Annotated in this window: 21 protein-coding genes; 11 read left to right on the top strand and 10 right to left on the bottom strand. The window is 51.3% G+C overall.

Annotated features, from left to right (window positions below; translation table 11 throughout):
* The first annotated feature begins 180 nt into the window (after positions 1 to 180).
* Positions 181 to 381, top strand: coding sequence for a hypothetical protein (locus BMY01_RS08055; protein WP_074746039.1), 201 nt, complete (start codon positions 181 to 183; stop codon positions 379 to 381).
* Between the two features lie 52 nt (positions 382 to 433).
* Positions 434 to 1,600 (top strand): glycosyltransferase, encoded by a 1,167-nt coding sequence (locus BMY01_RS08060; RefSeq protein WP_074746041.1) that lies wholly within the window; start codon positions 434 to 436, stop codon positions 1,598 to 1,600.
* Between the two features lie 389 nt (positions 1,601 to 1,989).
* Here BMY01_RS08060 and BMY01_RS08070 read toward each other — a convergent pair whose 3' ends face one another.
* The 4 genes from BMY01_RS08070 to BMY01_RS08085 all read right to left on the bottom strand — a co-directional run bounded on the left by BMY01_RS08070 (position 1,990) and on the right by BMY01_RS08085 (position 6,607).
* Complete coding sequence (locus BMY01_RS08070) at positions 1,990 to 2,394, bottom strand: hypothetical protein (RefSeq protein WP_074746045.1); 405 nt, start codon at positions 2,392 to 2,394, stop codon at positions 1,990 to 1,992.
* Between the two features lie 113 nt (positions 2,395 to 2,507).
* Positions 2,508 to 2,762 carry a KGG domain-containing protein gene (locus tag BMY01_RS08075; protein WP_074746047.1) on the bottom strand — a complete coding sequence of 85 codons (255 nt, stop codon included), beginning with the start codon at positions 2,760 to 2,762 and terminating at the stop codon, positions 2,508 to 2,510.
* Positions 2,763 to 2,998: 236 nt separating this feature from the next.
* Positions 2,999 to 3,889, bottom strand: coding sequence for an SDR family oxidoreductase (locus tag BMY01_RS08080; protein WP_074746049.1), 891 nt, complete (start codon positions 3,887 to 3,889; stop codon positions 2,999 to 3,001).
* 309 nt (positions 3,890 to 4,198) lie between these two features.
* Positions 4,199 to 6,607 (bottom strand): PAS domain-containing hybrid sensor histidine kinase/response regulator, encoded by a 2,409-nt coding sequence (locus BMY01_RS08085; protein ID WP_254772674.1) that lies wholly within the window; start codon positions 6,605 to 6,607, stop codon positions 4,199 to 4,201.
* A 483-nt stretch (positions 6,608 to 7,090) separates the two neighbouring features.
* Here BMY01_RS08085 and BMY01_RS08090 point away from each other — a divergent pair, with 483 nt between their 5' ends.
* The 4 genes from BMY01_RS08090 to BMY01_RS08105 all read left to right on the top strand — a co-directional run bounded on the left by BMY01_RS08090 (position 7,091) and on the right by BMY01_RS08105 (position 14,339).
* Complete coding sequence (locus BMY01_RS08090; RefSeq protein WP_074746053.1) at positions 7,091 to 9,187, top strand: PAS domain-containing hybrid sensor histidine kinase/response regulator; 2,097 nt, start codon at positions 7,091 to 7,093, stop codon at positions 9,185 to 9,187.
* Positions 9,188 to 9,554: 367 nt separating this feature from the next.
* Positions 9,555 to 11,369 carry a hybrid sensor histidine kinase/response regulator gene (locus BMY01_RS08095; protein ID WP_074746055.1) on the top strand — a complete coding sequence of 605 codons (1,815 nt, stop codon included), beginning with the start codon at positions 9,555 to 9,557 and terminating at the stop codon, positions 11,367 to 11,369.
* A gap of 344 nt (positions 11,370 to 11,713) precedes the next feature.
* Positions 11,714 to 12,805 carry a uroporphyrinogen decarboxylase/cobalamine-independent methonine synthase family protein gene (locus BMY01_RS08100; RefSeq protein WP_217638636.1) on the top strand — a complete coding sequence of 364 codons (1,092 nt, stop codon included), beginning with the start codon at positions 11,714 to 11,716 and terminating at the stop codon, positions 12,803 to 12,805.
* Between the two features lie 643 nt (positions 12,806 to 13,448).
* Positions 13,449 to 14,339 carry an alpha/beta hydrolase gene (locus tag BMY01_RS08105; RefSeq protein ID WP_074746057.1) on the top strand — a complete coding sequence of 297 codons (891 nt, stop codon included), beginning with the start codon at positions 13,449 to 13,451 and terminating at the stop codon, positions 14,337 to 14,339.
* A gap of 125 nt (positions 14,340 to 14,464) precedes the next feature.
* On the opposite strand, the gene BMY01_RS08110 is transcribed toward BMY01_RS08105, so the two are convergent.
* The gene (locus tag BMY01_RS08110; protein WP_074746059.1) at positions 14,465 to 15,505 is read right to left on the bottom strand and encodes a fatty acid desaturase family protein; all 1,041 of its coding nucleotides are present in this window, start codon (positions 15,503 to 15,505) and stop codon (positions 14,465 to 14,467) included.
* Between the two features lie 183 nt (positions 15,506 to 15,688).
* On the opposite strand from BMY01_RS08110, the gene BMY01_RS08115 reads away from it, so the two are divergent.
* A complete protein-coding gene (locus BMY01_RS08115; RefSeq protein WP_074746061.1) occupies positions 15,689 to 16,087 on the top strand; it encodes a ubiquitin carboxyl-terminal hydrolase family protein in 399 nt (132 codons plus the stop codon).
* A 12-nt stretch (positions 16,088 to 16,099) separates the two neighbouring features.
* On the opposite strand, the gene BMY01_RS08120 is transcribed toward BMY01_RS08115, so the two are convergent.
* Entirely contained in the window at positions 16,100 to 17,374 is a 1,275-nt protein-coding gene (locus BMY01_RS08120; protein WP_074746465.1) for an O-acetylhomoserine aminocarboxypropyltransferase/cysteine synthase family protein, read from the bottom strand.
* Between the two features lie 60 nt (positions 17,375 to 17,434).
* On the opposite strand from BMY01_RS08120, the gene BMY01_RS08125 reads away from it, so the two are divergent.
* From BMY01_RS08125 to BMY01_RS08135, 3 genes are all read left to right on the top strand, one after another.
* Positions 17,435 to 17,959: a hypothetical protein gene (locus tag BMY01_RS08125; RefSeq protein ID WP_139176813.1), complete on the top strand. Its 525-nt coding sequence runs from the start codon at positions 17,435 to 17,437 to the stop codon at positions 17,957 to 17,959.
* Positions 17,956 to 18,261 carry a hypothetical protein gene (locus BMY01_RS08130; RefSeq protein WP_074746066.1) on the top strand — a complete coding sequence of 102 codons (306 nt, stop codon included), beginning with the start codon at positions 17,956 to 17,958 and terminating at the stop codon, positions 18,259 to 18,261. The genes BMY01_RS08125 and BMY01_RS08130 overlap by 4 nt, the downstream gene beginning before the upstream one ends.
* A gap of 231 nt (positions 18,262 to 18,492) precedes the next feature.
* On the top strand, positions 18,493 to 19,992 hold the full coding sequence (locus BMY01_RS08135) for an FAD-dependent oxidoreductase (protein ID WP_074746068.1): 1,500 nt from the start codon (positions 18,493 to 18,495) through the stop codon (positions 19,990 to 19,992).
* A 245-nt stretch (positions 19,993 to 20,237) separates the two neighbouring features.
* Here BMY01_RS08135 and BMY01_RS08140 read toward each other — a convergent pair whose 3' ends face one another.
* On the bottom strand, positions 20,238 to 20,897 hold the full coding sequence (locus BMY01_RS08140) for a hypothetical protein (protein WP_074746070.1): 660 nt from the start codon (positions 20,895 to 20,897) through the stop codon (positions 20,238 to 20,240).
* Positions 20,898 to 21,044: 147 nt separating this feature from the next.
* On the opposite strand from BMY01_RS08140, the gene BMY01_RS08145 reads away from it, so the two are divergent.
* A complete protein-coding gene (locus tag BMY01_RS08145; RefSeq protein WP_074746072.1) occupies positions 21,045 to 22,139 on the top strand; it encodes a GGDEF domain-containing protein in 1,095 nt (364 codons plus the stop codon).
* A gap of 29 nt (positions 22,140 to 22,168) precedes the next feature.
* On the opposite strand, the gene pyk is transcribed toward BMY01_RS08145, so the two are convergent.
* Genes pyk through BMY01_RS08160 form a run of 3 tightly spaced genes read right to left on the bottom strand, consistent with a single transcriptional unit; the run spans position 22,169 to position 25,426 of the window.
* Positions 22,169 to 23,677 carry a pyruvate kinase gene (gene pyk / locus BMY01_RS08150; RefSeq protein WP_074746074.1) on the bottom strand — a complete coding sequence of 503 codons (1,509 nt, stop codon included), beginning with the start codon at positions 23,675 to 23,677 and terminating at the stop codon, positions 22,169 to 22,171.
* 37 nt (positions 23,678 to 23,714) lie between these two features.
* Positions 23,715 to 24,200, bottom strand: a complete 486-nt coding sequence (locus BMY01_RS08155) for an MgtC/SapB family protein (RefSeq protein ID WP_074746076.1) — start codon at positions 24,198 to 24,200, stop codon at positions 23,715 to 23,717.
* A gap of 26 nt (positions 24,201 to 24,226) precedes the next feature.
* A complete protein-coding gene (locus BMY01_RS08160) occupies positions 24,227 to 25,426 on the bottom strand; it encodes an AI-2E family transporter (protein WP_074746078.1) in 1,200 nt (399 codons plus the stop codon).
* Between the last annotated feature and the right edge of the window lie 55 nt (positions 25,427 to 25,481).

Genomic DNA, 25,481 nt, shown 5'->3' on the forward strand with positions numbered 1-25,481 from the left:
CCTTCTCAAGAGCGGATAGCAAAGGCTACTCTGCTAAATTCCTACACTCTGTTCGGGACCATACATTGAGGAAATTCTAATACCTGAGCAAAAAGGAAAGCCTTTTGAGTATTCCAAACATTGGTGCTACTGATATATCACCTATTCATTCTCAAAGCTCAGGGGAAGGAGGAAAGCTGAATGTGCCATGGCGAACAGAATAATGAGGACCGTGGGGTTACGTTACCACTCACAATGAGTTCAAACGCTGATTTACATGGATTCTGGTATCACATAGAAGAAGAGAGTGAAATATTCCCGCAGTTGGAAAAAGCGAAGATGGACTTTGAAGAAATCGGCCCTGAAATCGCTGAACGTAAAGCAATCCTGACGCAGGAATAACTGAAGATATCGAAGCGATGGCCCCCCAAGGAAATAAATCCAGGGAAATACTATGGAAACAATTGTTGTACTGTCACACCTGCGTTGGGATTTTGTATACCAACGCCCCCAGCACATATTGTCCCGACTGGCTGAGCACTATCAAATCGTTTTCTTCGAAGAACCGGTATTCCACCCAAAAGAACATCTGGCGGTGATTTCCACTCCGCACCCGAATGTGGTGGTGTGGAAACCTCGTACCCCCGTCAAGGCCGCAGGGTTTCATGACGATCAGTTGCCTTATCTAAAGCCTTTGTTCCACCAATTGGTGTCCGACTATGGCGACTCCATAATGTGGTTTTATACTCCAATGGCGCTCCCTTTAATAGATGGGCTGGCGCCGCGCCTCGTTGTATACGACTGCATGGATGAATTAGCCGCTTTTAAGAATGCGCCCAAGCAGCTATTACAGCGGGAAAATGCCTTGCTCAAAGTCACAGATATCGTTTTTACCGGTGGACCTAGTCTTTTCCGGGCAAAGCAGGGACGACATCCAAACGTTCACTGTTTCCCCAGCAGCGTAGATATTCACCACTTTTCTCAAGGCCTTGATCCTGCCAATGAACATAGCTCACATAAGGCTATGCCTCGCCCACGTTTGGGGTATTACGGCGTGATCGATGAGCGGGTCGATATCAATCTTGTTGCGGCGATCGCGGATGCACATGCCGAGTGGCAAATAGTGATGGTTGGTCCGGTCGTGAAAATTGACCCAATTGCCCTTCCTCAGCGTCAAAATATTCATTATCTGGGGCAACGGTCCTACGAGGAACTGCCGCAATTCCTCGCAAGTTGGAATGTAGCCCTTCTCCCGTTCGCGATAAATGAATCCACTCGCTTCATCAGCCCTACCAAAACCTTGGAATATATGGTGGCGGAACTGCCAATAGTAAGCACGAACGTTGCGGATGTTATCGAACTTTATGGAAGAGCGGTTTCCCTCGCTTCCGATATTGAGGAATTTATTGTCGCTTGCGAAAAGGCGCTGAAGGAAACACCACAGGTACGACAGGATAAAGTTCAAGCAATGCGCGACATTGTATCGACTAGCTCTTGGGATGCTACTGTAAAACAGATGCGCCGACTGATATCTGACAGGATAGGGCACCCCAAACCAGGGGGAGATGCTCGAGCAAAGAGCCGTATCTCACGCCCTCAGGCCCCTATTCTTGATCGCTAATTGTTGCTGTCTGCGATCTTTTCTATAGACCCGAGCGAAGCTTACCTCGGATTCAGGCTGTGGATCAGGATAATCCCCGCTTAAGCAGCAGCTGAGCCAGAGCTTTAGGAGATCTTAACCATGAATGAACAATCGCAAGACCTAAGTATGATGAAAACTCCGAAGTACCGCAAATTGTGGAGGAGTATCCTGACGAATTTCTGCATTGGATGTCGCTTCTCGGAGCAGAACTACCTAACGAAGGTTCATTACACCTTCGCCCCGCTCCTTGCGGGCGGGGGACGGAATGAAACTATACTTTCGCTTCGATCTTCCCGGCGGCATGGGCAGAATCCAATTAGCGTTGGTCGGGTTAGCGTTAGCGACTTAGCCCTTGACCCTGAGTAATTTTAGTACTTGTTGCCACCGCCACCCGAGTGTCCGCCAGAGCCACTCCCGTAACTACCGCCCGAACCGCCACCAGTACCCCCTGTACCGCCACCAGTACCGCCAGCAGAGCTACCCCCCGACCGGTAATCTGTGCTACTGTCGTCTCCCCGCCGATCCATATCCGTGCCTTTTTTGGACCGCTCGCCTTTCTGGCCATACTGACCTTTATCATATTGACCCTTTTCTCCGGAGCCGGCGTCATATTGACCCGGCGCCGACTGCATGCCTGATGCTCCCTGACTCGGTGTCCCGGTCGTCGCCCCGGCACCCGTCTGCGCGTGCACCAGTCCTCCTCCTGCTAGAGCAAATGCCGTTGTCGCTAGAGATGAGATAATCGCTTTCTTCAACGTCCAAAACTGTTTCATGGAAATCTCCCGAGAATAAATTTCAGAACGAAAAAAAGTAAATGATTCACCTTTTCATTTAAGGAATCTCTGAGGGAATCTCTAAGCAAGTCCCCCTAATGATTTTGTTCGTTTCAGTTACCTGCCTTGCCATGCTGCTTGGATGAACTGCCACGGCTTGATGATGAGCTGCCTCTTCCACCACCGTGCGAGGCTTCACCGCCTTTCCGTCCGGCTTCACGAGCCTCTTCGGAAGAGAACTCATGGGCAGTACCTTTCGCATGAGCTGCTTTTCCACCTTTACTCGCAATTTCCCGTTGTTTCTCCTGATCCATGGAAGCGAAACCCCGCTTGCTGGTATTGCCGCTACCGCTTTTTGATGAAGGCATGTTTATCTCCTTGTACAAAAATATTGAGAATCCCATTGAACATATGCTTCAACTATCCCAGGCGATCTTCTTTTATGTCCTCGGAAGCCCGATCTCTGCCATCCAACGAATTTCAGGAAAAGTTTTTGGTCAAATGCGGTTTTCATCTTAATTGGCGGACTGGTTGTTTTATGTACGGAGCCACACATACTCTAAAAAATCAAGCAAGTTATAGCCTGTCTCTACTGCCATGGAACTCATGATGATGCATGACCATGTGCCGATCCCGATTCTCCCGGTTCATATAAAGTGCCTTGTGGATGTAGCGGTGGGATTCTTTCCCGCTGCCCGCTTCCGCGCTTGGCGGACATCTTGTCTCCAAGACTCGGCGCCAGCTTGGATATCGTCGTGTTGACGACTGCCATTGCACCGACCTTTACGTCACGTCCTCCTTCAGTAGCTGCTTTTAGTATCGCTTCAGCCACCTGCTCGGGATTGATCAGAGGGGGCGGCAATTTTGGCTCCTTGTCCATATAATTCTTGGCATGCTGCGGAAAAGGTGTATTCACGGCGGACGGCTGAATCAGCGTAATCACTACCGGTGCCTTATCGAACTCCTGGACTTCCACACGTAATGCATCAGTGAAACCTTTCACCGCATGCTTGGATGCGGAATACATTCCCAGAAGAGGCACGATAGCCTCGGAAGTTTCGCTGCCTACATTTATGAGCGCCCCGCCATACTTTTTCAGGTAAGGCAAGGCAGCAAGCGAACCATTGACGACACCCCAGAAGTTGGTATCGAAAAGACGCCGGCTGTCGGCTTCGTTGACTTCGTCGAGACGTCCATAAATTGCCACACCTGCGTTATTGATCCAGGTATCGATGTGACCAAAACGGTCAACCGCGGCTTGTGCCGCGAGACGCATTTTTTCCCGATCGGCAACATCTGCGACAACATCGATAGCCGTTCCTCCCGCGCTTACTATCCTTGCAACCAGATGCTGGAGTGTTTTAGCACTACGGGCAATAAGAACGAGCTTTGCCCCCCGTTCTGCTGCAAGCATTGCTGTAGCAAGGCCTATGCCGCTTGATGCCCCGGTAATCACAACCACTTGCTGGTTGAGAGGTTTAAGAGAAGTTTGCATGATTCTCACCTTGAAAAATGACATGGGAAAAATCAGGTAACCGTATCAAGGCTAGAAGGTGGCAAGTATTTCGACTGTGCAGAATCGCACATAGCGGCATTCGGCATCCACCCGGGTAAGGGTGCTTACCACTCCTTAACGGGAGTGTGCCGAGCCATAGATGATGAAATAGCTCGAAAGGCGGGATTCACAAAGTTCAGGCCCGGTTAAACTTTCAGGTGATCAGGCCAAGGAAGCATAGCATGACGATAAACAGTTCGGTCACCGAATTGAAGACCAGCCGGACAATCCGGAAGACAAAACACACGGTTAGATCGAAGCAATCAGTTCTGTCAGGACTTTGAAGTTTACCGGTTTGGTCAGATGATGGTCGAAGCCGCTCTCATGTGACAGCTGTCGGTCTTTTTCCTGACCCCAGCCGGTCAGCGCGATGAGTTTTATATTGTTGAACTGCGGCTGCGCGCGGATACGTCGTGCCACTTCGTTACCATCCATCCCCGGCATACCGATATCCATCAGAACCACATCAGGCAGGTAATGGGGAATCGTGGCGAGTGCGGCAGGCCCGCTATCCACTGCTTTGACATTCACTCCCATTGATTGCAATAACATGCACAGGACCTCCGCGGCGTCTTGATTGTCGTCCACTACCAGCACGCGTAGTTCCTGCGGCGCAGAAGTCGCTTTCTCCAATGCCACAGTTTTCCCCTCCGTCGCATTCTGTGACAAAGGCAGTCGCACGGTAAATTCACTGCCTTTATCCTTCCCTTCGCTCGAGGCCTCGACACTCCCGCCGTGCATCTGGACAAGGCGGTCCACCAGATTGAGACCAATGCCTAATCCCTCCTGAGTGCCCATGCCGCTGCGCCGCTCCTGCGCAAACATATCGAATAAACGCGGCAGCATCCCCGGTAATATTCCTATACCGTTGTCCTTCACGGATACGACAGCTTTATAGTCTTCCTGGCGGGCGGTAAGCCAGATCTGCCCACCCCTCCCGGTATAACGCACAGCATTGTTGAGCAGATTCGCGAAGATCTGTTCCAGGCGCACCGTGTCGCCATACACAATCAAAGGCGTATTGGTGATGGATACGCTCAATTCGAGCTCCTTTTCCCTTATCTGATCCATACTGGCCTCTACTGCATTGTGCAAGACAATGGCCAGATCAGTGGGTTTCTGGCGCAATTCAACCTTTCCGCTGGTGATGCGCGATATCTCCAGGAGATCATCCACCAGTCGAACCATGTAGTTGACCTGCCGGCTGATGACGGGCAACAGACGAGGTATTTCGGCTGCTCCATCGGGGCGTGCAATGAGTGTCAGCGCGCTGACAATCGGTGCGAGCGGATTACGCAACTCATGCGCCAGGGTAGCCAGAAACTCATCCTTCCGACGGTCGGCCTCCAGCAGCGCGGTTTCTGCAGCTACTGCTTCAGTAATGTCTATCGATATGCCCACATGCCCCGCGTACTCATCCCTGACGGTAAACCACGGCAAGGCATACGATTTCAGCCAGCGCCACTCTCCCCCGGCTGTCCTGGCCCGGACCCGATGTCTCAAATGCGCGCGGTCATGTAGCGCCCGCTCGAATGCGGCAATATATGCAGGTGCATCGTCAGGATGAAGAAGCCCGCGCCATCCGGTCGGCATCAGCTCTTCCAGATTCTTCCCAAACATGTACCGGTAGCGCTGGTTAAGATAAACCGCATTTCCTTGTGGATCCACCTGCCAGATCAAGGCTGGGGAAGCCTCGGCCAGCGCACGGAATCTTGCCTCGCTCTCGCGCAAGCTATGTTCGACGCGTTTGCGTTCCGTTATGTCGACCACATATGCTACCGCCTCGTTGCCGTTGAGTTGCTTCATCGCGATTAATGCCCACCATCGGGACCCATCCTTGCGAAATAATTCCTTCTCATGAGGGGCGACACGTCCCATTGCCTTGAGTTCCTCCGCAGCCCGGGAAGTAGTCATTCGCCACTCCGGCGGGGTTAGCTCATCGCATTGCAGCGCCCCTGCTCGCTCATCTTCCCGACTGAAGCCGCTCATTTCCAGGAAGGCGTCGTTCGCTTCAGTAATCCTATTTTCGCTATTGAAGAAAATGATTCCGACCGTTTCAATCTCGAGTGCCTGGCAGAAGCGCTGCTCGCTCTCACGAAGCGCCTGCTCAGCCAATGCCTCCTTGAACCTGACTTTCTCCACTTCATGAGCACGTGCCCGGACAAGCTCCGTTGTCTCGGTTATCGTCACCAGTACACCCGACACTCCGGTTTGCTTCGCATCCGGGGAAGCATTCCTGGAAAAGTTGTCCTTGATATCTGGAACGGGGCTGTAGGTAAGTTTGAAAAAAGCCTCTTCGGGACTTCCGGTACGATTAATGACGAGCGGTTGATCATCAAAGCTGAAGGACTCGCGCCGCTCCATCACCCCCTCACAGATGGGCGCAAGAAAATGCCATACCTCCGGCCAACACTCCGAAACAGGTTGCCCCAATCCATCCGGATGCTTGGCAGCCATCAGATCGCGATAACTATCGTTGTAGATTTGTATTAGTTTCGGCCCCCACAGTAACAGGACGGCCGAAGGCATCAGCAATATCATGTTGACTACGAATCGAAGAGCAGGGGGCCATGCCGATATAGGTCCAAGACCCGAGTCGGTCCAATCATGGGTGAAAATCATTTCACCTACTTCACTACCCTGAAGCCATCCAGGCATTTCAGCAGTATGATTCCTATTTGCTGGCTCGTTCATCCCTTTCTGATACCGATATTGATATTACGCATTGCAGAGAATCCTGTTCAAAGCCTAGCATAACTCACGCTCCGAAGCCTGAACGAAGCTCTCCAAATTTCCGATTCCTGACTGACTTCAATATGATCTGAAGCGCTCTAATGCGAATGTCCGTAAAATAATCGCTCCGGTTGTCACCACACATACACAAGGAACACACTTCCCCTCCTTCTGCGCACAACCACGACATCAACAAAGCAGGCCCCCTCAAGTCCTGTTTGAATCATTCATGACGGGCAGCGTCAGGGGCAGGCTTGAGTTTGCAGAGATCCAATAAGTAAAACCTCCTCTATATATGGCTGTCAAAACTCTTGAACAGATCAGTTTACACGCGTGTCTGCTGCCGGTGGTTACCGCCTAAAGCCACCCTGGCTTGGCCAAACTTCATAAAGGGGAATAAAACAGCTAATGGATAATAATGATGAAAGCCTGCCGCCCTCAGTTACCTTGCATACAAACGCCGTACTTCAGGCCGGTCAACGGGTCGAGCATGAGCTTCAGCAGGTCAAAAGGGCCCTTGAGGATAAAACGAAGCAGCTTGATGAGTCCCTGTCTATCCTGCGAGCGACCATAGAATCCACTGCCGACGGAATTCTGGTTACCGATGAGTATGGCCATATGCTTCGCTACAACGAACGGTATCTACAGATGTGGCAGATTAAGCTCCCCGATATCGTTGAATTGCATCAGCATAGGCAACTGCAGAAGCTTAGTTGCAAGTACTTGGCGGACCCGAAGCAATATCTTGAGAGAATAGAGGAAATATATGCTGCCTGGCCGCCTGAAACGTACGACTTGCTGGAACTTACCGATGGCCGGATATTTGAACGGTTTTCGAAGATTCAGTATGCAAAGGGGTTATGCGTAGGCCGTGTATGGAGCTTTAGAGATATCACGGCGCGTAAACATGCCGAAGAGGCGTTGCAGGAAAGTACCGAGCGCCTCCACTTCATGGCTGAGGCCATGCCGCAGAAAATATTCACTGCGCGCGCGGATGGGGCCGTGGATTATTTCAATCAGCAATGGAAGGATTACACCGGTCTTGCCCCTGAGAAAATGCAGGGCTGGGAATGGATCAAGCTGATCCATCCCGACGACGTCCCGGAGTGCGTGCGACACTGGCAACACTCGCTTAATACTGGAGAGCATCTGCAGATGGAGTGCCGTTTCCGCCAAGCGAACGGGACTTACCGCTGGCACCTGCTTCAGGCACAAGCGCGGCGGGATGCGAAAGGGTATATATCCATGTGGGTCGGTTCGAACACGGATATCGATACGCTCAAACGCGCAAATGAAGAGAAAAAACAGCTCCTAGAAAATGAACGGATTGCGCGAAGCGAAGCCGAACGTGCGAACCGCATCAAGGATGATTTCCTGGCAACCTTGTCCCACGAGCTTAGAACACCGCTTAATGCTATCCTCGGGTGGTCGCAGCTCATCTTGCAGGGAACAATGAAAAACGAAGACATTCGGCGGGGTCTGGAAACCATCGAGCGAAATGCCCGGGCACAGAACAAGCTTATCGAAGATCTTCTTGAAATGAGCAGCATCATTTCTGGCAAAATCCGATTGGATATGCAGGAACTGGACCTTGGCGCAATAGCCGAGGCAGCAGTCGAATCTGTTGCACCTGCCGCCGAAGCTAAAGGAATATGTATCCGAAGAACGATCGATGCCACTGCAGGACGGGTTCTAGGTGACAACCATCGCCTTCAGCAGATAATCTGGAACCTTCTTTCCAATGCTGTCAAATTTACGCCTGACGGCGGCACCGTAGAGGTAATCGTGGAACGCGCCGCATCGCAGCTTAGGGTCATCGTAAAAGATTCCGGGGTGGGTATCAAACCTGAATTCCTCGGGTACGTTTTTGACCGTTTCCGCCAAGCCGACTCTTCCCTCACCCGAAATCATGGAGGGCTGGGCTTGGGACTTGCCATCGTGAAGCAGCTTGTGGGACTGCATGGCGGAACGGTTTGCGCAGAGAGCAAGGGGGAAGGTCAGGGTGCCTCATTTTTCGTCACCTTACCGCCCGCCCCGATCAAGGACAGCGTGGACAGACAACAGCTGCCTGACGCCACGCCTTCCACCAAGAAGGATGGCCATATCCTTCTCTCAGGTATGAGAATTCTCGTCGTTGATGATGAACAGGACTCGCGCGAGCTCATCCATAAAGTGCTCGCGCAGCACCAAGCTGAGGTCATCACTGCAGCAAACGCCATGGAAGGACTGTTGATACTGAAAAGCCAGATGCCGGATGTGATGATCAGCGATATTGGCATGCCGGGAAAAGACGGCTACCAGTTTATTCGCGAAGTGAGAAGGCTTCCTGCAATCCAGGGAGGGGAGATACCGGCAATCGCACTGAGCGCATTTGCGCATTCGGAAGATCGTACCCGTGCAATGATGGCGGGTTATCAGGTGCATCTCTCCAAACCTGTGGAATCAAAAGAACTGATCGCTTCCATCGGAAGCCTGATGGCGCGAGCAAAAACAGCGAGTAGCTAGCGCGGTGTCATCGCGCAGCACAGGTAAATAAATTAAATACTTAGTCAGGCGAGTTGACGCGAGGAACGTGACACTGAGTCTAATACCTTAGCCCAACTCCGATTACATCGGGGCGCCGGTCTCTACAATATTCCCACGTTTACCCGCTTCACGTGGTACAGTATATGTTCTACTGCATCCTGGCCGTATTGCAAGAATAGTTTGCAACAAGTTCCTCTTTGCTCAGTAGCATTGCATTTCATTTCGCTTCAGCCGTTACACACCGTTCTATTCAATATCCCGAGGCCTATCCCAGAGCCTGGGCCTGTAGCTTCATTTAGCGATTCCCCGGTCGTAGTGCGATCAGTCTCTCCAGAAAGGATAGCCCATGTCAAGAAAGGATAATGAAGACGCTTTACTGCAATCGGTTGCTTTACAAACTGCTCAGACAATTTTGAGAGCCCGTCTCCGGGCTGAGCGAGTTCTTGAACAAGCAAAATTAGACTTGCAAGATAAGGCAAGACAATTGGATCATTCGCTCACCATTCTTCGTGCTACAAGTACTGTGGAAAGGGAAAGATCGGAGTTCAGGAAAATGCCCGCGCATCTATATCAGGAAGCATACAAGCGGAAAGCGGAATGTCGGACGTGCGTTGTCGCTGAAAAAACTCCTCTAAAAATATTCACTGCGCGCGTCGATGGCACCAAGGATTACTTTAACGAGAGCTGGTTTGAATATGCGGGGGTTGGGCTGGGGAAGTTGGTAGGCTGGGCATGGGTTGATCTTATTCACATCGAGGACATAGAAGAGAATTTAAAACGGTGGAAGCAATCCCTACGAACCGGCGAGCCATTCTGGGTGGAAAATCGGCTCAGAAACGCAACGGGCAGCTATCGCTGGCACTCATCCTGCGCCATACCGATCCGTGATGCTGGCGACAGGATCTGGATGTGGGTGGGATATTGTATGGACATCCACGAAACAAAGATGAAAACCGAAGAACTGGGGCGCTTTCTTGCAAAAGAGCGGGAAATGCGTAAAGACGCGGAGCGAGTCAATCACTCCAAAGACGAGTTTTTCGCAATGCTGTCACATGAATTGAGAAACCCGCTCAATGCCATTCTCGGGTGGTCCCAGCTTATTTTACAGGGAACAATGAATAGCGAGAGTGTTCGTAAAGGAATTGAGACCATTGAGCGAAACGCCAAGATCCAAAATAAGCTCATCGAGGATCTTTTCGAAATGAGCAGGATCACTGCCGGAAAAGTTACCTTGGAACTGCTGAGAATTGATCTTTCAAGTCTTACGGAAGTCGTTGTAGATTCGGCAACGCCAGTAGCGGAAGCAAAAAAAGTTCGGCTACGAAAAATAATCGATTCTGAGGTGGGATTTGTCCTGGCCGACCAAAATCGATTTCAGCAAGTCCTGTGGAATTTATTGGCTAATGCCATAAAATTTACCCCTGCGGAAGGAGAAGTAGAAATCCATGTTCGGAGGGTGGGTTCGCGCGCTGAAGTAAAGGTAAAGGATTCGGGAATCGGCATTAAACGAGAGTTTCTGCCACACGTTTTTGACCGCTTCCGTCAGGCTGATTCACCTGCCAGTCGGCAACAGATCGGGCTCGGTCTGGGGCTTGCCATTGTGAAGGAACTGGTCTTGCTTCACAGAGGCACCGTGATTGCCGAAAGCGACGGAGAAGGTAAAGGCTCCGTTTTTACTGTCAGCCTTCCTTTGATTCAGCATCGCGATACTGGGACTGGAATCGAGAATCAAACCGATATTCTATTGGAGTGCGACGACACGCGCCTCCCGCTCACTGGCCTCACGATTCTGGTCATCGACGATGAGAGAGATTCTCTTGAAGTTGCGAAAGAGGCCCTTTCAACGCAAGGTGGCACAGTAATTATTGCGGGCGGTGCCGCAGAAGGCCTGGAAATTCTAAAAGCAGGTAGACCGGATGTGATAATTTGCGATATCGGCATGCCAGGCAAAAATGGATATCAGTTTATCCGGGAAGTAAGAAGCATGCCAAAAAATTCCGGCTCATCTACACCAGCAATTGCGCTTACCGGCTTTGCACGTCCCGAAGACCGGACAAAAGCGATGATTGCAGGCTACCAAAAACATATCATCAAGCCCCTAGACACGCCTAAATTGATTGCAGCCATCACAGATCTCGTGCCAAGTCAATCCCTCTCTTAACACATCTCTCATGGAAGCTCAATAAGTTTTTTTGCTTCCACATAAGCAATTCTCCCCTTTATCACGAAGGCACCAAGGCTCGGGGACGGAATTCCGTTTATGCCGTTTGAACGAACTCTTCTCAGCATTTCCTGACATTCCCAGGCGCTTTTCTGCCTAATCCCCTATCGTATATAGCTCAACCCCCAGGTCTGCGGGGACTTGAAAAATACGCCAGAACCCCAAATAATAATAAGTGTATGGCATAACTTCAGGCTCCGCGCGCCAGTGTAAAGTCAGGGAGACAGAAAACTCAATTTAATGGATTTTTGAAAAACCAGCTATAACAGGACTTGAAATATATCATGTTGACAATACCAACCGAGCCGATTGGAAGCATCCCACGCCCTCTCGAGCTCATCCGGACCATTGAGAGCAAGGATTGGAACCCGGGGACAGATTCCGCACTTGATCACCTATATGAAAAGGCAATAATAGATACTATCAGAAGATTTGAAGCGACGGGTTCCCCTGTTATAACAGACGGCGAACAGCGTAAATATCACAACTTTTGGACATATTGTGTCGATGGACTGGAAAATACGACGCCGGAAGGCTTTGTTATCCCCTTCTCTGCGGGACATAGTCGAAGGATGCCAATGTTGAAAAAAGGACCATTTCGGTATCGCATATATGCAGATTGTTATCTCGAAACAGCCATGCGTTACACAAATTTACCTGTAAAACAGGCTGTTATTTCCCCTTCTGCATTAAGTTTAATGTACCCCGCCCAAGAAATTGAGGGATACTCCCGGGACCAGTTTATCGAGGATTTATTGAACGAACATGAAACCGAGGTTCGACGCTGCCTCCATAAAGGCGCGCACAAAGTCCAGATCGATTTTACCGAGGGGCGCCTGGCACTGAAAATTGATCCCACAGGAAGACTTCTGGACAGTTTTATTGATCTCAATAATATGGCGCTATCCCGATTTAATTCAGATGAGCTTTCCAGAATAGGCGTGCACACATGTCCTGGAGGTGACCGCGATTCTACGCACAGTGCCGATATCGACTATTCTCAACTCTTGCCAAAGTTGTTTCAGTTGAAGGCAAAAAACTTTTATATAGCTTTTTCTGGTGAGAAAGACCGTCTACGTATCCTTAATATGATTCGGGCCCATCTCAAGCCGGATCAAAAAATTTTTATTGGAGTAACCTCCCCAATCAACCCCGAGGTGGAGCGGCCCGAGCACATCTGTGACCTTATCGTGGAAGCAGCGGAGTTCATACCGGTTGAGCAGCTGGGAACAACTGACGATTGCGGTTTTTCGCCTTTTTGTGATGATATCTCTACCACCAGGGAGACGGCGTTTGCAAAAATTGCAGCACGAGTGCAAGGTACGACACTTGCATCCAGCATACTCAGCGGAATTGCACAATCCTGCACGTCTTGAAATAGATTCTCGAAGGGCATGTATTAGACTAGGTCCTGCCATTAAATATGTTGTTTTGGCACCGGGCTATAACTCCGGTGCCATTCCTTCTCATTAATTAAGCTTAATGGACGGAAGAGGCAAGTCTTGTGTAGGACACTTACGGCAGGCCCAGACACAGCCTCATGCATTCTGTCTGAGACAAACCCATTTCTCTGCAGCGTTCCCGGCAATCCAGAGAGTCACCTCCTCCTCCGCCATCATCCATAGGACATTCAACCCTGCACCGTTCGAAACTCACCCCATTTTCGAAAAACCGCTCGCATATTAACTGACATTCAGTTGGCGGCAGACTGATATTACCTATTTGCTGAATATATATCCCGTTTCCTGAAGAGGTCGTATTACCACGTAAGCTATAGTTCAACGTTGATCTGTAAAGCGAGAGGTCTGCGGTAAATCCTGGTATATTCATTTGACACCCCTTGTTTGACTGATCAGACTATAAAACACCAGTCCTTCTATATCTGATTAGTCCAAATGGCAAAAAAATCAAGGCTATCGCGCTGTGATAGCTGGATTTACCAGTGCAGGCCATTTCGAGTGATACCCACCGCATGGAAAAATAATATTGTTGCTTACCACTCCGGTATTTTCGTAGAAGATGCGCCGCTGGATCCTGATCGGGATTTTTTTCTTTTCCTCCTGCTTTGCTGTCATCTTGCTGGCAGCGCTTGGAGTGGGCGAACTCCTGTCCGGAGCAGTACCCACTGCAGTAAATACGCTCTCGATCGATCTGCCAGTCGAACCGGTAGAGATTCCCGTCTACACTGATGCCCACCAAGCAAGCTCAAACGTGCATGGATGGCTGGTGCGTGGAGTACGCGGACGCGGCATGGTACTGCTGGTTCATTCTCTCAGGAGCAACCGGGTGGAAATGCTGAGCCGTGCCCGGTTTTTGAACCGGCAGGGATATGGCGCGCTCCTCATCGATCTTCGGGCGCATGGTGAAACGCCGGGACAACGCATCACCTTCGGCGTCCAGGAAGCTGAAGATGTGGAAGCAGCTATCGTCTGGCTGCGTAATACTTTTTCCGGCGAGCGAATCGGCGCGGTTGGCGTCTCGCTTGGTGCGGCCGCGATTGTGCTCGCGAAAAATCCACCGCGGCTCGATGCTGTAGTGCTTGAATCCCTCCATCCCACCATCGATGAAGCAGTGGACAACCGCCTCAGACTTCACCTTGGAAACTTCGGGTCGGTTTTCTCCCCCTTGCTGCTATGGCAGCTCTCCTTTCGTCTCGATGTAAATCCCGACGAGTTGAATCCGATCGACCGCATCGGTAATCTCAGCTCGCCTCTTCTGCTGATCTCAGGGACTGACGATCGGCATACGACAGTAACAGAAACCGAAAGGCTGTTTGCTGCTGCCCGTCAGCCAAAAGAATTATGGATCGTTCCGGGCGGAGGACATTTCAATATGCATACCTACGCAGGCAGGGAATACGAAAATCGCATACTAGATTTTCTGGATCGATATTTGCCAAGGCGAAACTGAAGCTCTGATCTGACTGCTAATCGTGCGATCACCTCTTGTCGCCCGTAGCAGATGACTCTAGCGATAAAGCGATAAGGGAAAGTGCCCATTGCCGCAAAGAAACTTGCGGCGCTGGCAGCAAGTTTTTAGAATGGAGTCAGGAAAGATACGCCGCTCGCGCCCACAGCAGAGCCACTTTGAAGCCGATGTGCGAAAAGATTCCCTCGCGCTTCCCTGTCATCACCCATTACACGCGCAATCCTGCTCTTATGGAAGCTCGCGAGTTGTTTCCGGAACGGGATGACAAACGGCAGTCGGCCCTCATACTGCGCCCCATACAGCGCTCCGTGCAACTTCGGCAACTCGTGCCAGGGCGTGGTCGGCCGGCTGTGGTGGGCGTTATGATAGCCAAAATTCAGAGTAATGAGATTCAACCATGGATGCCTGATCGAAACCGGATTGCTGAATGTGTGAGCCTGCTCATAATCCCGGTCACCCCGGTATTTTATCAGTTCCGCATCGTTATCGAATCCTATAATAATGTCATAATTATGCTGAAGCGCATCCATGAAGCGCAGGATTGTCAGAAATATGACATAGGCGATCAGGTAACACAGATAGGCAAGTGGAGAATATACGAATAGCATCACAAGCAAGCTGAACCGGACAAGGATAATTCGTGCTGTACGAAGCCATTGATCTTTCTTCTCCCCGAAGATGAATGGTGCAAAAATGAGCACGGCGTGCATAAGAAGCTCTATAGCGGGCACATACAGCCACTCCAGCACTTCCACAAATTTACGTTGGACGGGATGGCGGGCAAGGTAACCCCTATAGTCGAACTCGACCACATCCGCATTATCCACATGATGCCGCATATGCTTTTCCCGCAGATCTGCGAAAGTGCCATAGCAACCGCCGGTCAACCAATTCAACATGCTACCCAGAAGGGCATTATGCTGCGGTGATTTGAACAGGGCATTGTGCCCGCACTCGTGAATCAGGTACGAGGCAATTACCATACCGTGAGCCAAAGCAAATGTGCCGATTACCATAAGAACGGGGTGCAGGGACAGGATAAGCGCGAGTCCTCCCAGATAACTCAAATGACAATAAAGCAAGGCTGAAACGCTCGGGAGCAGGCCACCTTTATAGCGAAAGTATGTTTTCTCGATTTTCGTGAACATGGTTTTATAACTCTCAACAGTTATGCTTTCGCGCCGCCAGCCAGAAACTACAAGTCGCCCCATAGAGGCATGTCAAATCTAATGTGTCAATTATACATGTAAAATTGCATGTATATGTGTATTATTCTGCGCCTATAATAAAGCCCATGGTTCCAAAACAAAGGGAAGGAAGAGAAAGGAAAAATGACCGGACTTTATAAGCAGTCAAACGCCCGGCGCCGCCAGTTCGTTCAACTGCTGACAGATCTCGATGAGTACTGGATAGGGGTTCTGGGGAACAAGCTTTTCCATGACTTGAATTACTACGACCTTTTCACGCAGATGTGGCTCAAGATTAACAGTTCAGAGGACGATACCTTCCGCAAATCCGAGTTATATAAGCTCATGCCCCATATCAGCCAGCGGACAGCAATCAAATATATCCAGACAGCCATTGATCACGGTTTGCTCATCGAACGAATGGACCCACAGGATCAGCGATCCCGGCAAATTACGGTGTCAACCGATCTCAGGCGCAAAATCGAACTTTTCCTGGACCACTCCATCTCGATGCTTCAGGAGGCATCCTGGCAGACCGATTGATCTCAGCGTAAGTCAGGTAATCGCATCGAGCGCCTGCGCGATATCCGCGATGATGTCGTCAATATGCTCAATTCCAACCGATATCCTCACGAGACCCGGTGAAACTCCCGCGGCCTTCAATTCGTCAGGACTCAACTGTCTGTGAGTGGTTGTTGCAGGATGACAAGCAAGCGATTTGGCATCGCCTATATTGACTAACCGCAGGATCATCTTCAGGGCATCGATAAACTCGCTGCCGGCAACCGCTCCACCCTTGATCTCAAAGCTCAATAGGCCGGATGCTTTCCCTTTGCTGATCCTGTTGCACAGATCATGATATTTACTGCTGGGCAAACCCGCGTAATTAACACGCCCTACCAAGGGATGCGCTTCAAGATACTGCGCCACCTTCAAGGCATTCTCGCAGTGCCGCTCCATTCTCAAACCCAGGGTTTCCAATCCTTGCAGTATCAAAAATGCGCTGTGGGGCGCCAGGGCTGCACCGGTGTTGCGCAATGGCACAACCCGACAGCGACCGATAAAAGCCGCGGCTTCAAATGCTTCTGTATAAACAACGTCGTGATATGAAGGGTCGGGTTCATTCAGCAAGGGAAAGCGGTCCTTATGCTTTACCCAGTCGAATTGCCCGGAATCGATAATCATTCCTCCAACTGTCGTACCATGTCCACCGATATATTTCGTCAGTGAATGCACAACAATATCCGCACCGAGCTTGAAAGGTTGACATAGATAGGGGGTGGAAACCGTACTGTCGACGATGAGGGGCACGCCGTGCCGGTGGGCGATGTCAGCGATCTTCTCGATATCGACAACGTTTCCCGAGGGGTTTCCGATCGATTCACAAAAAACTGCCCGAGTCCTGTTATCTATATGCTGCTCGATTCCTTCAAAATCATCATGTGAGACCATACGCGCATCAATCCCCTGCCTGGGAAAAGTGTGTGCAAACAGGTTGTACGTGCCGCCATACAGTTGGCTCGTGCTCACAATATTGTCGCCGGCATTAGTGATGCACTGAATGGCGTAAGTGATTGCCGCCATGCCTGAAGCAACCGCCAGCCCACCCACTCCACCCTCCATCTCTGCCAGACGCTGCTCCAGCACCGCATTGGTCGGGTTCATTATCCGGGTATAAATATTTCCCGGCACCTTCAAGTCAAACAAGTCAGCCCCATGCTGCGTATTGTCAAATGTATAGGAAGTCGTCTGATAAATCGGTACTGCCGCAGCCTTCGTTGAAGCTTCCGATTTATATCCGTGATGCAATGCCAGAGATTCCAGTTTCATGCCATTCTTTTCCATAAATGATTCGTCCCAACTACAATAAATATCTTCGACAAGCTTCTCATGACACCCGATGATCTCATAAAACGCCATGATCAGCAGCAGCATGCTGCCGCACAGGCAGCCATGGCTCGAAAACTGCCAGAGAACCCGAATATTTCCGACTTCGCTGACTTTTCTAGGGAGGCGATGGCGGGAGTGATCAAGAGGTTCGGAACGATTGTCAACGAAACGGAAAGCTGGATCGACTCCCTTCCGCTCCCACTGCAATTGATGACTCAGCCGAAACTGACGGTCGATCTTACACTGGAAACCCTGAAATCCCCCGCACCCTTCGGTCTATCCCTATCCTCGCTATGCAAGCTTGCACGGAAAGGATTCATTTACCTGAATCTGCGAGACTACGATTCCGACCTGCAGAATGATCTCGCCGGTCATCTCGCCTGCCAGTCCAGGCTTGAACAGCTCTTTACTCAAGTTCCGAACGGGGTTTATTTCGGCAGCGCGATACGCAAAAGTATTTTCGACGCGGCCAATTTGGCCCTGCTTCGCATGTGGATGGCAGGAAGTCCGAACTCCAGGACTTGATCAGCCAATACAATGCCATTGAATCTGAATCCTTTGACCTTATCGCAAAGGAGAAGAAACTGGCAAAGCTGTTCACTGTCGGCACGAGTACACTCGCTGCTCTGCCGGGAGTGGGAATTTACTTTGGATTTGGGGTTGCCATGCCCTGGCTTGCCGCAGCAGCGGCCACAGAACCTCTCGCTGCACTGCTGGCCAATCAATTTACCCCCGCTATTGCCGAGTCACTCGTGCAGAAAATCAAACTGTCGCGTAGACTCGACGAAATGCTCTACCGGGTCCACAAGATCGTCAGTCAAGTTTGAGTCAATGGGTGCCCATTGATTCATACGACGGGCGCTTTGTGCCGTAGCGTACAGAAAGATTCCAGCAAATCATTAATGCTAACGATCCATCTTCTACATCCTGTTATTCCGCAGGAAGAGAATTGTTAAAAGCCGCTTGCCGAAGCTTGGGTGAGTTGAGCATGAATGGCCGATTTCTTGAAGCCTATACGCCCCGTAACTTAAAAAAGTCAAACAAAAAAGGATACATTTATGGATACAACTTCTGTCTGGCGTGCCACGGCGCCCTCTGCCGATTTCCCGATGCTGCAAGAAGAGATCACCACGGATGTCGTGATTGTGGGCGGTGGCATTACCGGTGTGTCCCTGGCCTTGAATCTGGCTGAGCAAGGTGTCGGAACGGTATTGCTGGAAGCTCGTGATTGCGGTTTTGGCAGCACAGGAAACTCCACTGGCAACCTTTACGAAACCGTAAGTGGTGGTATTCATTCCATCGTCGAGCGATGGGGCAAGGATGTCGCCCACGCCGTCACCACTGCCCGGCGCCAGGCAGTGGATCAGATCGAGGAGCGGGTGCGAAAATACAATATCGCCTGCGCATTCCGGCGTTGCCCTTTACACCGCTATGCTACCTCAGCAGGGGGAAAGGATAGCGTGCAACAGGAATACGAAGGTTCGCTCAATGCAGGATTATCGGTGCGCCTGGAAGACAAGCTTCCGCATCCTTTTCCCGCCCCACATGGACGAGTGCTGATCTTGGATAATCAGGCTCAGTTCCATCCGCAGACATATGTCCGCGAACTCGCGCAGCAGGCAGCAAAACAGGGTTGCCGCATCTTTGAAAATTCCATGGTCCTGGAAGTGGATGCGAATGAGCGTGTCGTACGTACCGCCAATGGCAAAGTCACTGCCAGGGAAATCGTGCTGGCAACTCACTCACCCAAGGGTATTCACCTCGTGCAGACCGAAATGGTGGTGAACCGAGAATACGGACTCGCCAAGCGCATCACCAGGGATACATATCCCGCAGGAATCTTCTGGAGCAGCGGCCTGGAGAGGCTTTCGGTTCGGACTCTGGATGTCGAGGATGCGACATACCTCATCTGTGTCGGCGAAGAGCATAAAACCGGACAGCAGGATACCCGGACCAGTATCGACCGGCTGGAAACGGCAGCAAGCGAATATCTTGGCATGAAGGAAATTGATTACCGCTGGTCAGCCCAGAATTACAGCGCTGCCGATGGTCTGCCATATATCGGCCGCGATGCAACGGATTGCTTCATCGCAACCGGATTTGAAACCGATGGCCTGACCTATGGAACTCTTGCGGCCTCACTCATTGCTGACCAGATTGCGGGGCGTGACAACGTCTTTGCTCCGCTTGTCACGGCAAGCCGCTTTGAACCAGTGAAAGGCGTAAAGGGAATGATCGAGGAAAATATCACGGTAATGAAGTCCTTCATCAAGGACTACATCACCAACCGGGAGGCTATACCGCTGTCCCAACTCACACCAGGAAAAGCCGCGATAGTCAAATTCGAGAGCGAATCGCTTGCTGCTTACAGGGATGCCGAGGGTACATTATTTGCTGTTTCACCTGTATGCACCCATATGAAGTGCAGGGTGCATTGGAATGCGGTGGAAAAAAGCTGGGATTGCCCCTGTCACGGAAGCCGCTTTGCACCTGATGGCGCAGTAATCGAGGGACCGGCCACCGAGCCGCTTCGAAGACATGTTCTGCCGGGGCACTAAACGAAACTAAGCGAAATCAGAAGAAACAAGCCAATTTCGTCCATTTGGCACGGAAGCTTCTCCGCTCGTTATCTCTGCTGATCTGGTTTATTGCAGGTTATCAGTCTGACCGGACATCATCGGTTTTGTCTGGTCTTGTTTTTATCCAGTCTTGGACTCACCAATAGTTACCGCAATTTCTCCAGATATCACACTAGTCCGGGAAACCATCGGAAGTCGATTTCCCCCCACCTCCCCGGTTTTTGTCAGGCACAGCCTGACCTACAATACCTATGCGTTGTTTCTCCCGATAAAACAACGGCTGGCAAGCTCATCCATGTAAGCTCTCCACTTTGCTGCATCTCCACCAGCGCCTGCAGAATCATCTGTTCCAGCACTTTTCCGAAGGCCTGGTCCTGAGGAAAACTGGGTACATCTTCCGGTATGCTCATATTGCCAATCGCGGTATGGACGGCCTGTTTTATTCCTGTCCGACTGATCGTCCCCTCCTTGGTCGTGATGAACATGGATAATTCATATGCATCAGTAATGGTCTTGCCAATCACCCACAACGGGTATCCCGTACGTGCAGCCTCCGATGCCACCGTTCCGCTATCAGCGATGTTGTTCAAGACTACTCTGACCTCCCCCTCCGCCCGATCAATCACCGGCACCACTACCCGCGTATCCCTGAGTATTACATTTGCATAATCCTTCAAGGGGATATCGCCTTTGGGAAAGTGTTTGCCATTGCGCTGAAATTCGACACTGAGCTTTAACCGAAGCGGCACATTTCGCTCCGCGATATCCCTATAGGTAACTCTGGGAAAAGACGCACCTAGAAAAGACTTTTTTGGCGAAGTACAGCCAGCCAGTGCAAAAGAGGCAATAACAGAGCCGAGTACTATTCTACGGCTGATATTCATAGAAAACTCCAGAAGGGCTGCGTTTGGCTCCTCGATAGACGACGGGACCAATAGTAAGAATAGCAGGGAGGGAGAATAATGCGTTATCCTTTATGCTGCAACCCGCTCAACCGCAGGATTTTCTACACATCAATCGTCCGCGAATAAGTGAATACCGAAGCAACGCCCCATTGTGCAGCGCTCGGGTTCGACAAAGACCGAATCCAGCAGGCCCTTTCCTTGCTGGGACTGGCTGCGGATCACGAAGAAGAAGCGGCGGCAATCAGCCTGCTGACCGAATTCATCGCTGAAAGAGTTGATGAAATAATCAATTCCTGCTTTCCCGTAATTGTGGGCAGCGATGGCTTTGAACTGATCGAGAGGAACATCGGTACTGAAGCCTTCAGGCAGAAATGGAAATATCGCTTGCGATCCTTTGGCAAAAATTTTGCTACTCCAGGTTATTTTGAAGAGCGGCTGGCGCTGGCTGCTGCTTTCGCGCATGCAAATATCCCTCTGGGAGCCTTGCAGCTTCCTTCTTTTCTCATACAGCAGGCTTTGATAGACAATCTGTCGGACAAGTCCGATTTTAATGCGGATAAAAACAGAATACTCCTAAGCACTATCCTGAAACTCACTGCACTTGACTTGTACCTTGCCGCCGAAGGTTATCACCTTCCCGAACTCGATGAGCTGGAAGGAAAGCTGGACAAACTGCGCGCTCAAGCATCGCGCTTGCAGCAAAGAACCTGGACCGACGAGCTGACAGGTGTGATGAACTACAGAAAGCTCATGGAGTCTCTCGAACACCATGTCGAACGAGCAGTGCGTAGAGGCCAAGAACGCAGCCCTTTGTGCCTCATCATGTCGGATCTCGATTTCTTCAAGAAAATCAATGATACCTACGGCCATATGGTCGGCGATCTGGTGCTACAGCATCTGGCGAGGCGTATAAAATCCGCGACACGCGACTTCGACATGATCGGCCGCTTCGGCGGGGAGGAGTTCGTCGTCATTATGGCGGACACTGACCTCGAATTGGCAAAGGTAATTGCCGAACGCATACGCCTGGGAGTCATGAGTACGCCATTTCATATAAAAAAATTTAACATCCACATTACCATCAGCCTGGGCGTGGCAATGCTGAAGCCTGGGGAATCCAAAGAATCACTGCTTGAGCGGGCAGATGCAGCAATGTATGAAGCGAAAAGAGGAGGCCGTAATCGTGTAGTGACAACGGACGACATGGTGGAGCGTCCATAAGCAAAGCGTAGGATGCCAAATGAACTGAATCAGGAAGCCAGTTGAACGATCTGCAAGGTATCGAGTTTTCCGTCAATCATCTGTGATGCAGTCAGAAGAACGACTTCGTCCGCCGGTCGCGCCAATCCTTGTGAAAGCAACCAGGCCCGTGCCTTCGTTATCAAACTTAGAGGCTCGGCAGTAGCGTTGCACTCGTCGCATAAAAGCGGTGCAATCGCGTGAGCGAGTGCCAGGCTGCGATATAACGCGGCAGAATCGGTGATGGCGACTATGGGCACTTGCGGGCGGAAACGCGCGACTTCCAGCGCTGCTGCCACGGATTGAACGAAAACAACCACAGCCCGCGCGCCCATACGAACTGCAAGTTCACATGCGGAAAAGCCAAGATTATCCTGTTTCGAGCCCGGTATGCTCACAGACTGCATCTCATTCAGTGCGCGCTTGTCATACCAGTCCGCATCTTCGAGTTTGGCGGCTCTGTTATGCCTTGCTTCGGTAGCGGCAATCACCCGGTGAAGAATCCTCACAGCCGCAACGGGAAACTGTCCGATTGCCGTTTCAGCGGAAAGCATTACCGCGTCTGTGCCATCCAGCACCGCATTGGCCACATCGGTTACCTCGGCACGCGTCGGATGCTCGTACGCAACCATGGATTCGAGCATCTGGGTAGCGGTAATTACGGGACGTGCCCGAGCGTTCGCCACTGATATAATTCGCTTCTGTATCAGCGCAATTTCAGCGAGATCGGTTTCCACACCCAGATCTCCCCGTGCCACCATTACTCCATCGGCTGCCCCCACAATCTCCTCCAGATTGACGAGTGCCTTGCGTTTTTCTATCTTTGCCATCACGAGCGGTCCCCCAGTGGAGGGAAGCAACGCACGCACGCGGTGGATATCATTAACTGACTGAACAAAGGAAATTCCTATCCATTCCACCTGCCGGGCAAGCGCAAAGGCAAGATGTTGCCGGTCATCGTCAGTCGGAACGAGCTCAAGCAGTGCCGATTCAGGAATATTGATGCCGGACCCGGAGCGCACGACGCCGCCGATAAGAACTTCACATCGGACTCCGGGGGCGTCGAATCCAGACTGAGCCGTCGCACTGCCCTCTACACAAAGCTCGACCGATCCGTCAGCCAGAAATACCCGCTCCCCTGCACGCAGCGCCTGGAGTAATTCCGGGTTGCGCACTGGCAACCTGCTCCCGTCCATATCATCAGTACCCGCCTCTAACGCCCTACCCTCTTCCACAAGCGTAACGATAGCGCCCTCAGCCAGTCTGCAACAGTCATCGGGCAGATTGCCAAGACGAAACTTTGGACCGGGTAGATCGACAAGAATAGCTACCGGTTGGCCAGCCTCACTTGCCGCCCGGCGAACTTGTTCGATGCGACGCGAATGCGTGATGTGATCACTATGCGAAGCATTGACGCGAGCGACATCCATTCCTCCGCTGATCAGACCTTCGATAACTCCGGGCGCATCCGTTGCGGGACCCAGCGTACAAACAATCTTGGTTCGATGCCATGGGGTCATAGCAGGTATTCCAATCGATCTGGTTCCACTCGGTCACCTAATGCGGTGTGCCTTTTGGCAGGATTTTAGGCACGAGATGTAAAATTACAAATGCAAGAAAAGCGCTGAGAACAGCCGAACCTTCACGCCCTAAACCCGCCGCGATACCCACTGCGGCTGTCAACCATAAGCCTGCCGCCGTAGTCAGCCCTTTTACTGTTTCCTCGCTGGTGCTTTTAAGAATGGTCCCAGCCCCCAGAAATCCGACACCCGTAATGACGCCTTGAATTACACGCGAGACCTCCGCATCAGGCATTTGCATTTGCTGTGGGACGAGCACGAAGATAGCCGCGCCGACGGCGACCAGCATGTGGGTGCGCACCCCCGCCGCCTTGCCGCTATGTTCCCGCTCCAGGCCGAGCAACGCACCCAATATTGCAGCTATCGTGAGGCGCAAGATGACACGGGTAAATTCGACAGCAGTGGGCAGATCGGAGAACTCCACTATTATCGTTTTATATATTTCGTGCCACCATCCGTCCATAACAACCCCAAAGAGGATACATAACGCTATCGCCCCAGCATTTCACCCACGGGCTTGAGCGATTCGATGCCGTCGCAAACCACTTTTGCGACGGCCAATAGCGGCGCCCCCAGAAGCAAGCCTGCCACGCCCCACAGCCAGCCAAAAAATAACAGCACGATGAACAGCACAGCCTCATTCACCCGCGCGAATCTTCCCTGCAACCAGGTGCCGAACAACATTCCAATGGAGCCGGAAATGAAAACCGTTGTCGCCGCTATCGCGAGCGCAAGCGGAAGGGAACCAAATTGCAGTAAACCTGCTATGCCGCTTGCCAGCAGGATAATTATCGTCCCGAGATAAGGAACAAAACGTAATATCCCGGCAGCGACCCCCCACACTCCGGCATGTTCCAATCCATACAATTCGAATGCCCACCAGGTGAGTACGGCGATCAAAGTATTCGATATGATCAAGACAAGCAGATAGCGCTGGACCTGTAAATGAACTTCCTCCAGTATTCGAACTGCATCCTTCTTGCGTGTCAGCGATGGCCCGACCAGTTTTATGAGCTTACGGCGAAAATGTGTTCCTGCCGCCAGCAGGAAATAGGTCAGCAGCAACACGACCGGCATTTGTGCGGCAAACGAGACCAACAACGCGGACTGCTTGAGTAGAAAATCCTTGACCCATGCGCCATCTTCCGGCTGGCTTGTAATAACCACCGCCGCCGCGGGCGATTTCAATCCTGCATCTACCGCCGCTTTCTCAAGCTCTTTCGCCGCTTTCTCGACCTGCTGCAATACGGTTGGACCGTCGGCCCGCAGAGTTCTCAGACTATGCCGCAACTTGTGCGCAACCTCAGGAAGTTTTTCCACTATGAGACCTGCATCACCGCTCAAGGATAAGGTTACCCATGAAACGCCGCCAAGCAGGACAACAAGCACAAGCGCAGCCCCGAGTACGCGAGGGATGCGGCAGCGCTCGAGCCAACCAACTACAGGACTTAACGCGTTACTCACGAGAATGCCGAACAACAAGGGAACAAAAAAGGTCTGCGCGAAATGCAGACCTCCTAGCAGCGCAACCAGTGCGATTATCCAGAGTGCGATAGCTGTCCCAAAACGAGGTAAAGCGCGAAGCGCCGCAGCTTCCTCATCTGTCGCTTGAGCGGAAGTGCCGGGAGAACCTTCCTCTGATCCCCCTTCCAGTCTTTCAGGAAGCAGCTTTTCCGGTACAGCACTCATGATCTAGTCGTTATTTATTTCAGATGAGAGGAACGTTAGCGTCAAATGTTGAGCA

Origin of the sequence: Nitrosospira multiformis, assembly GCF_900110185.1 — a bacterium.
Taxonomy (GTDB): domain Bacteria; phylum Pseudomonadota; class Gammaproteobacteria; order Burkholderiales; family Nitrosomonadaceae; genus Nitrosospira; species Nitrosospira multiformis_A.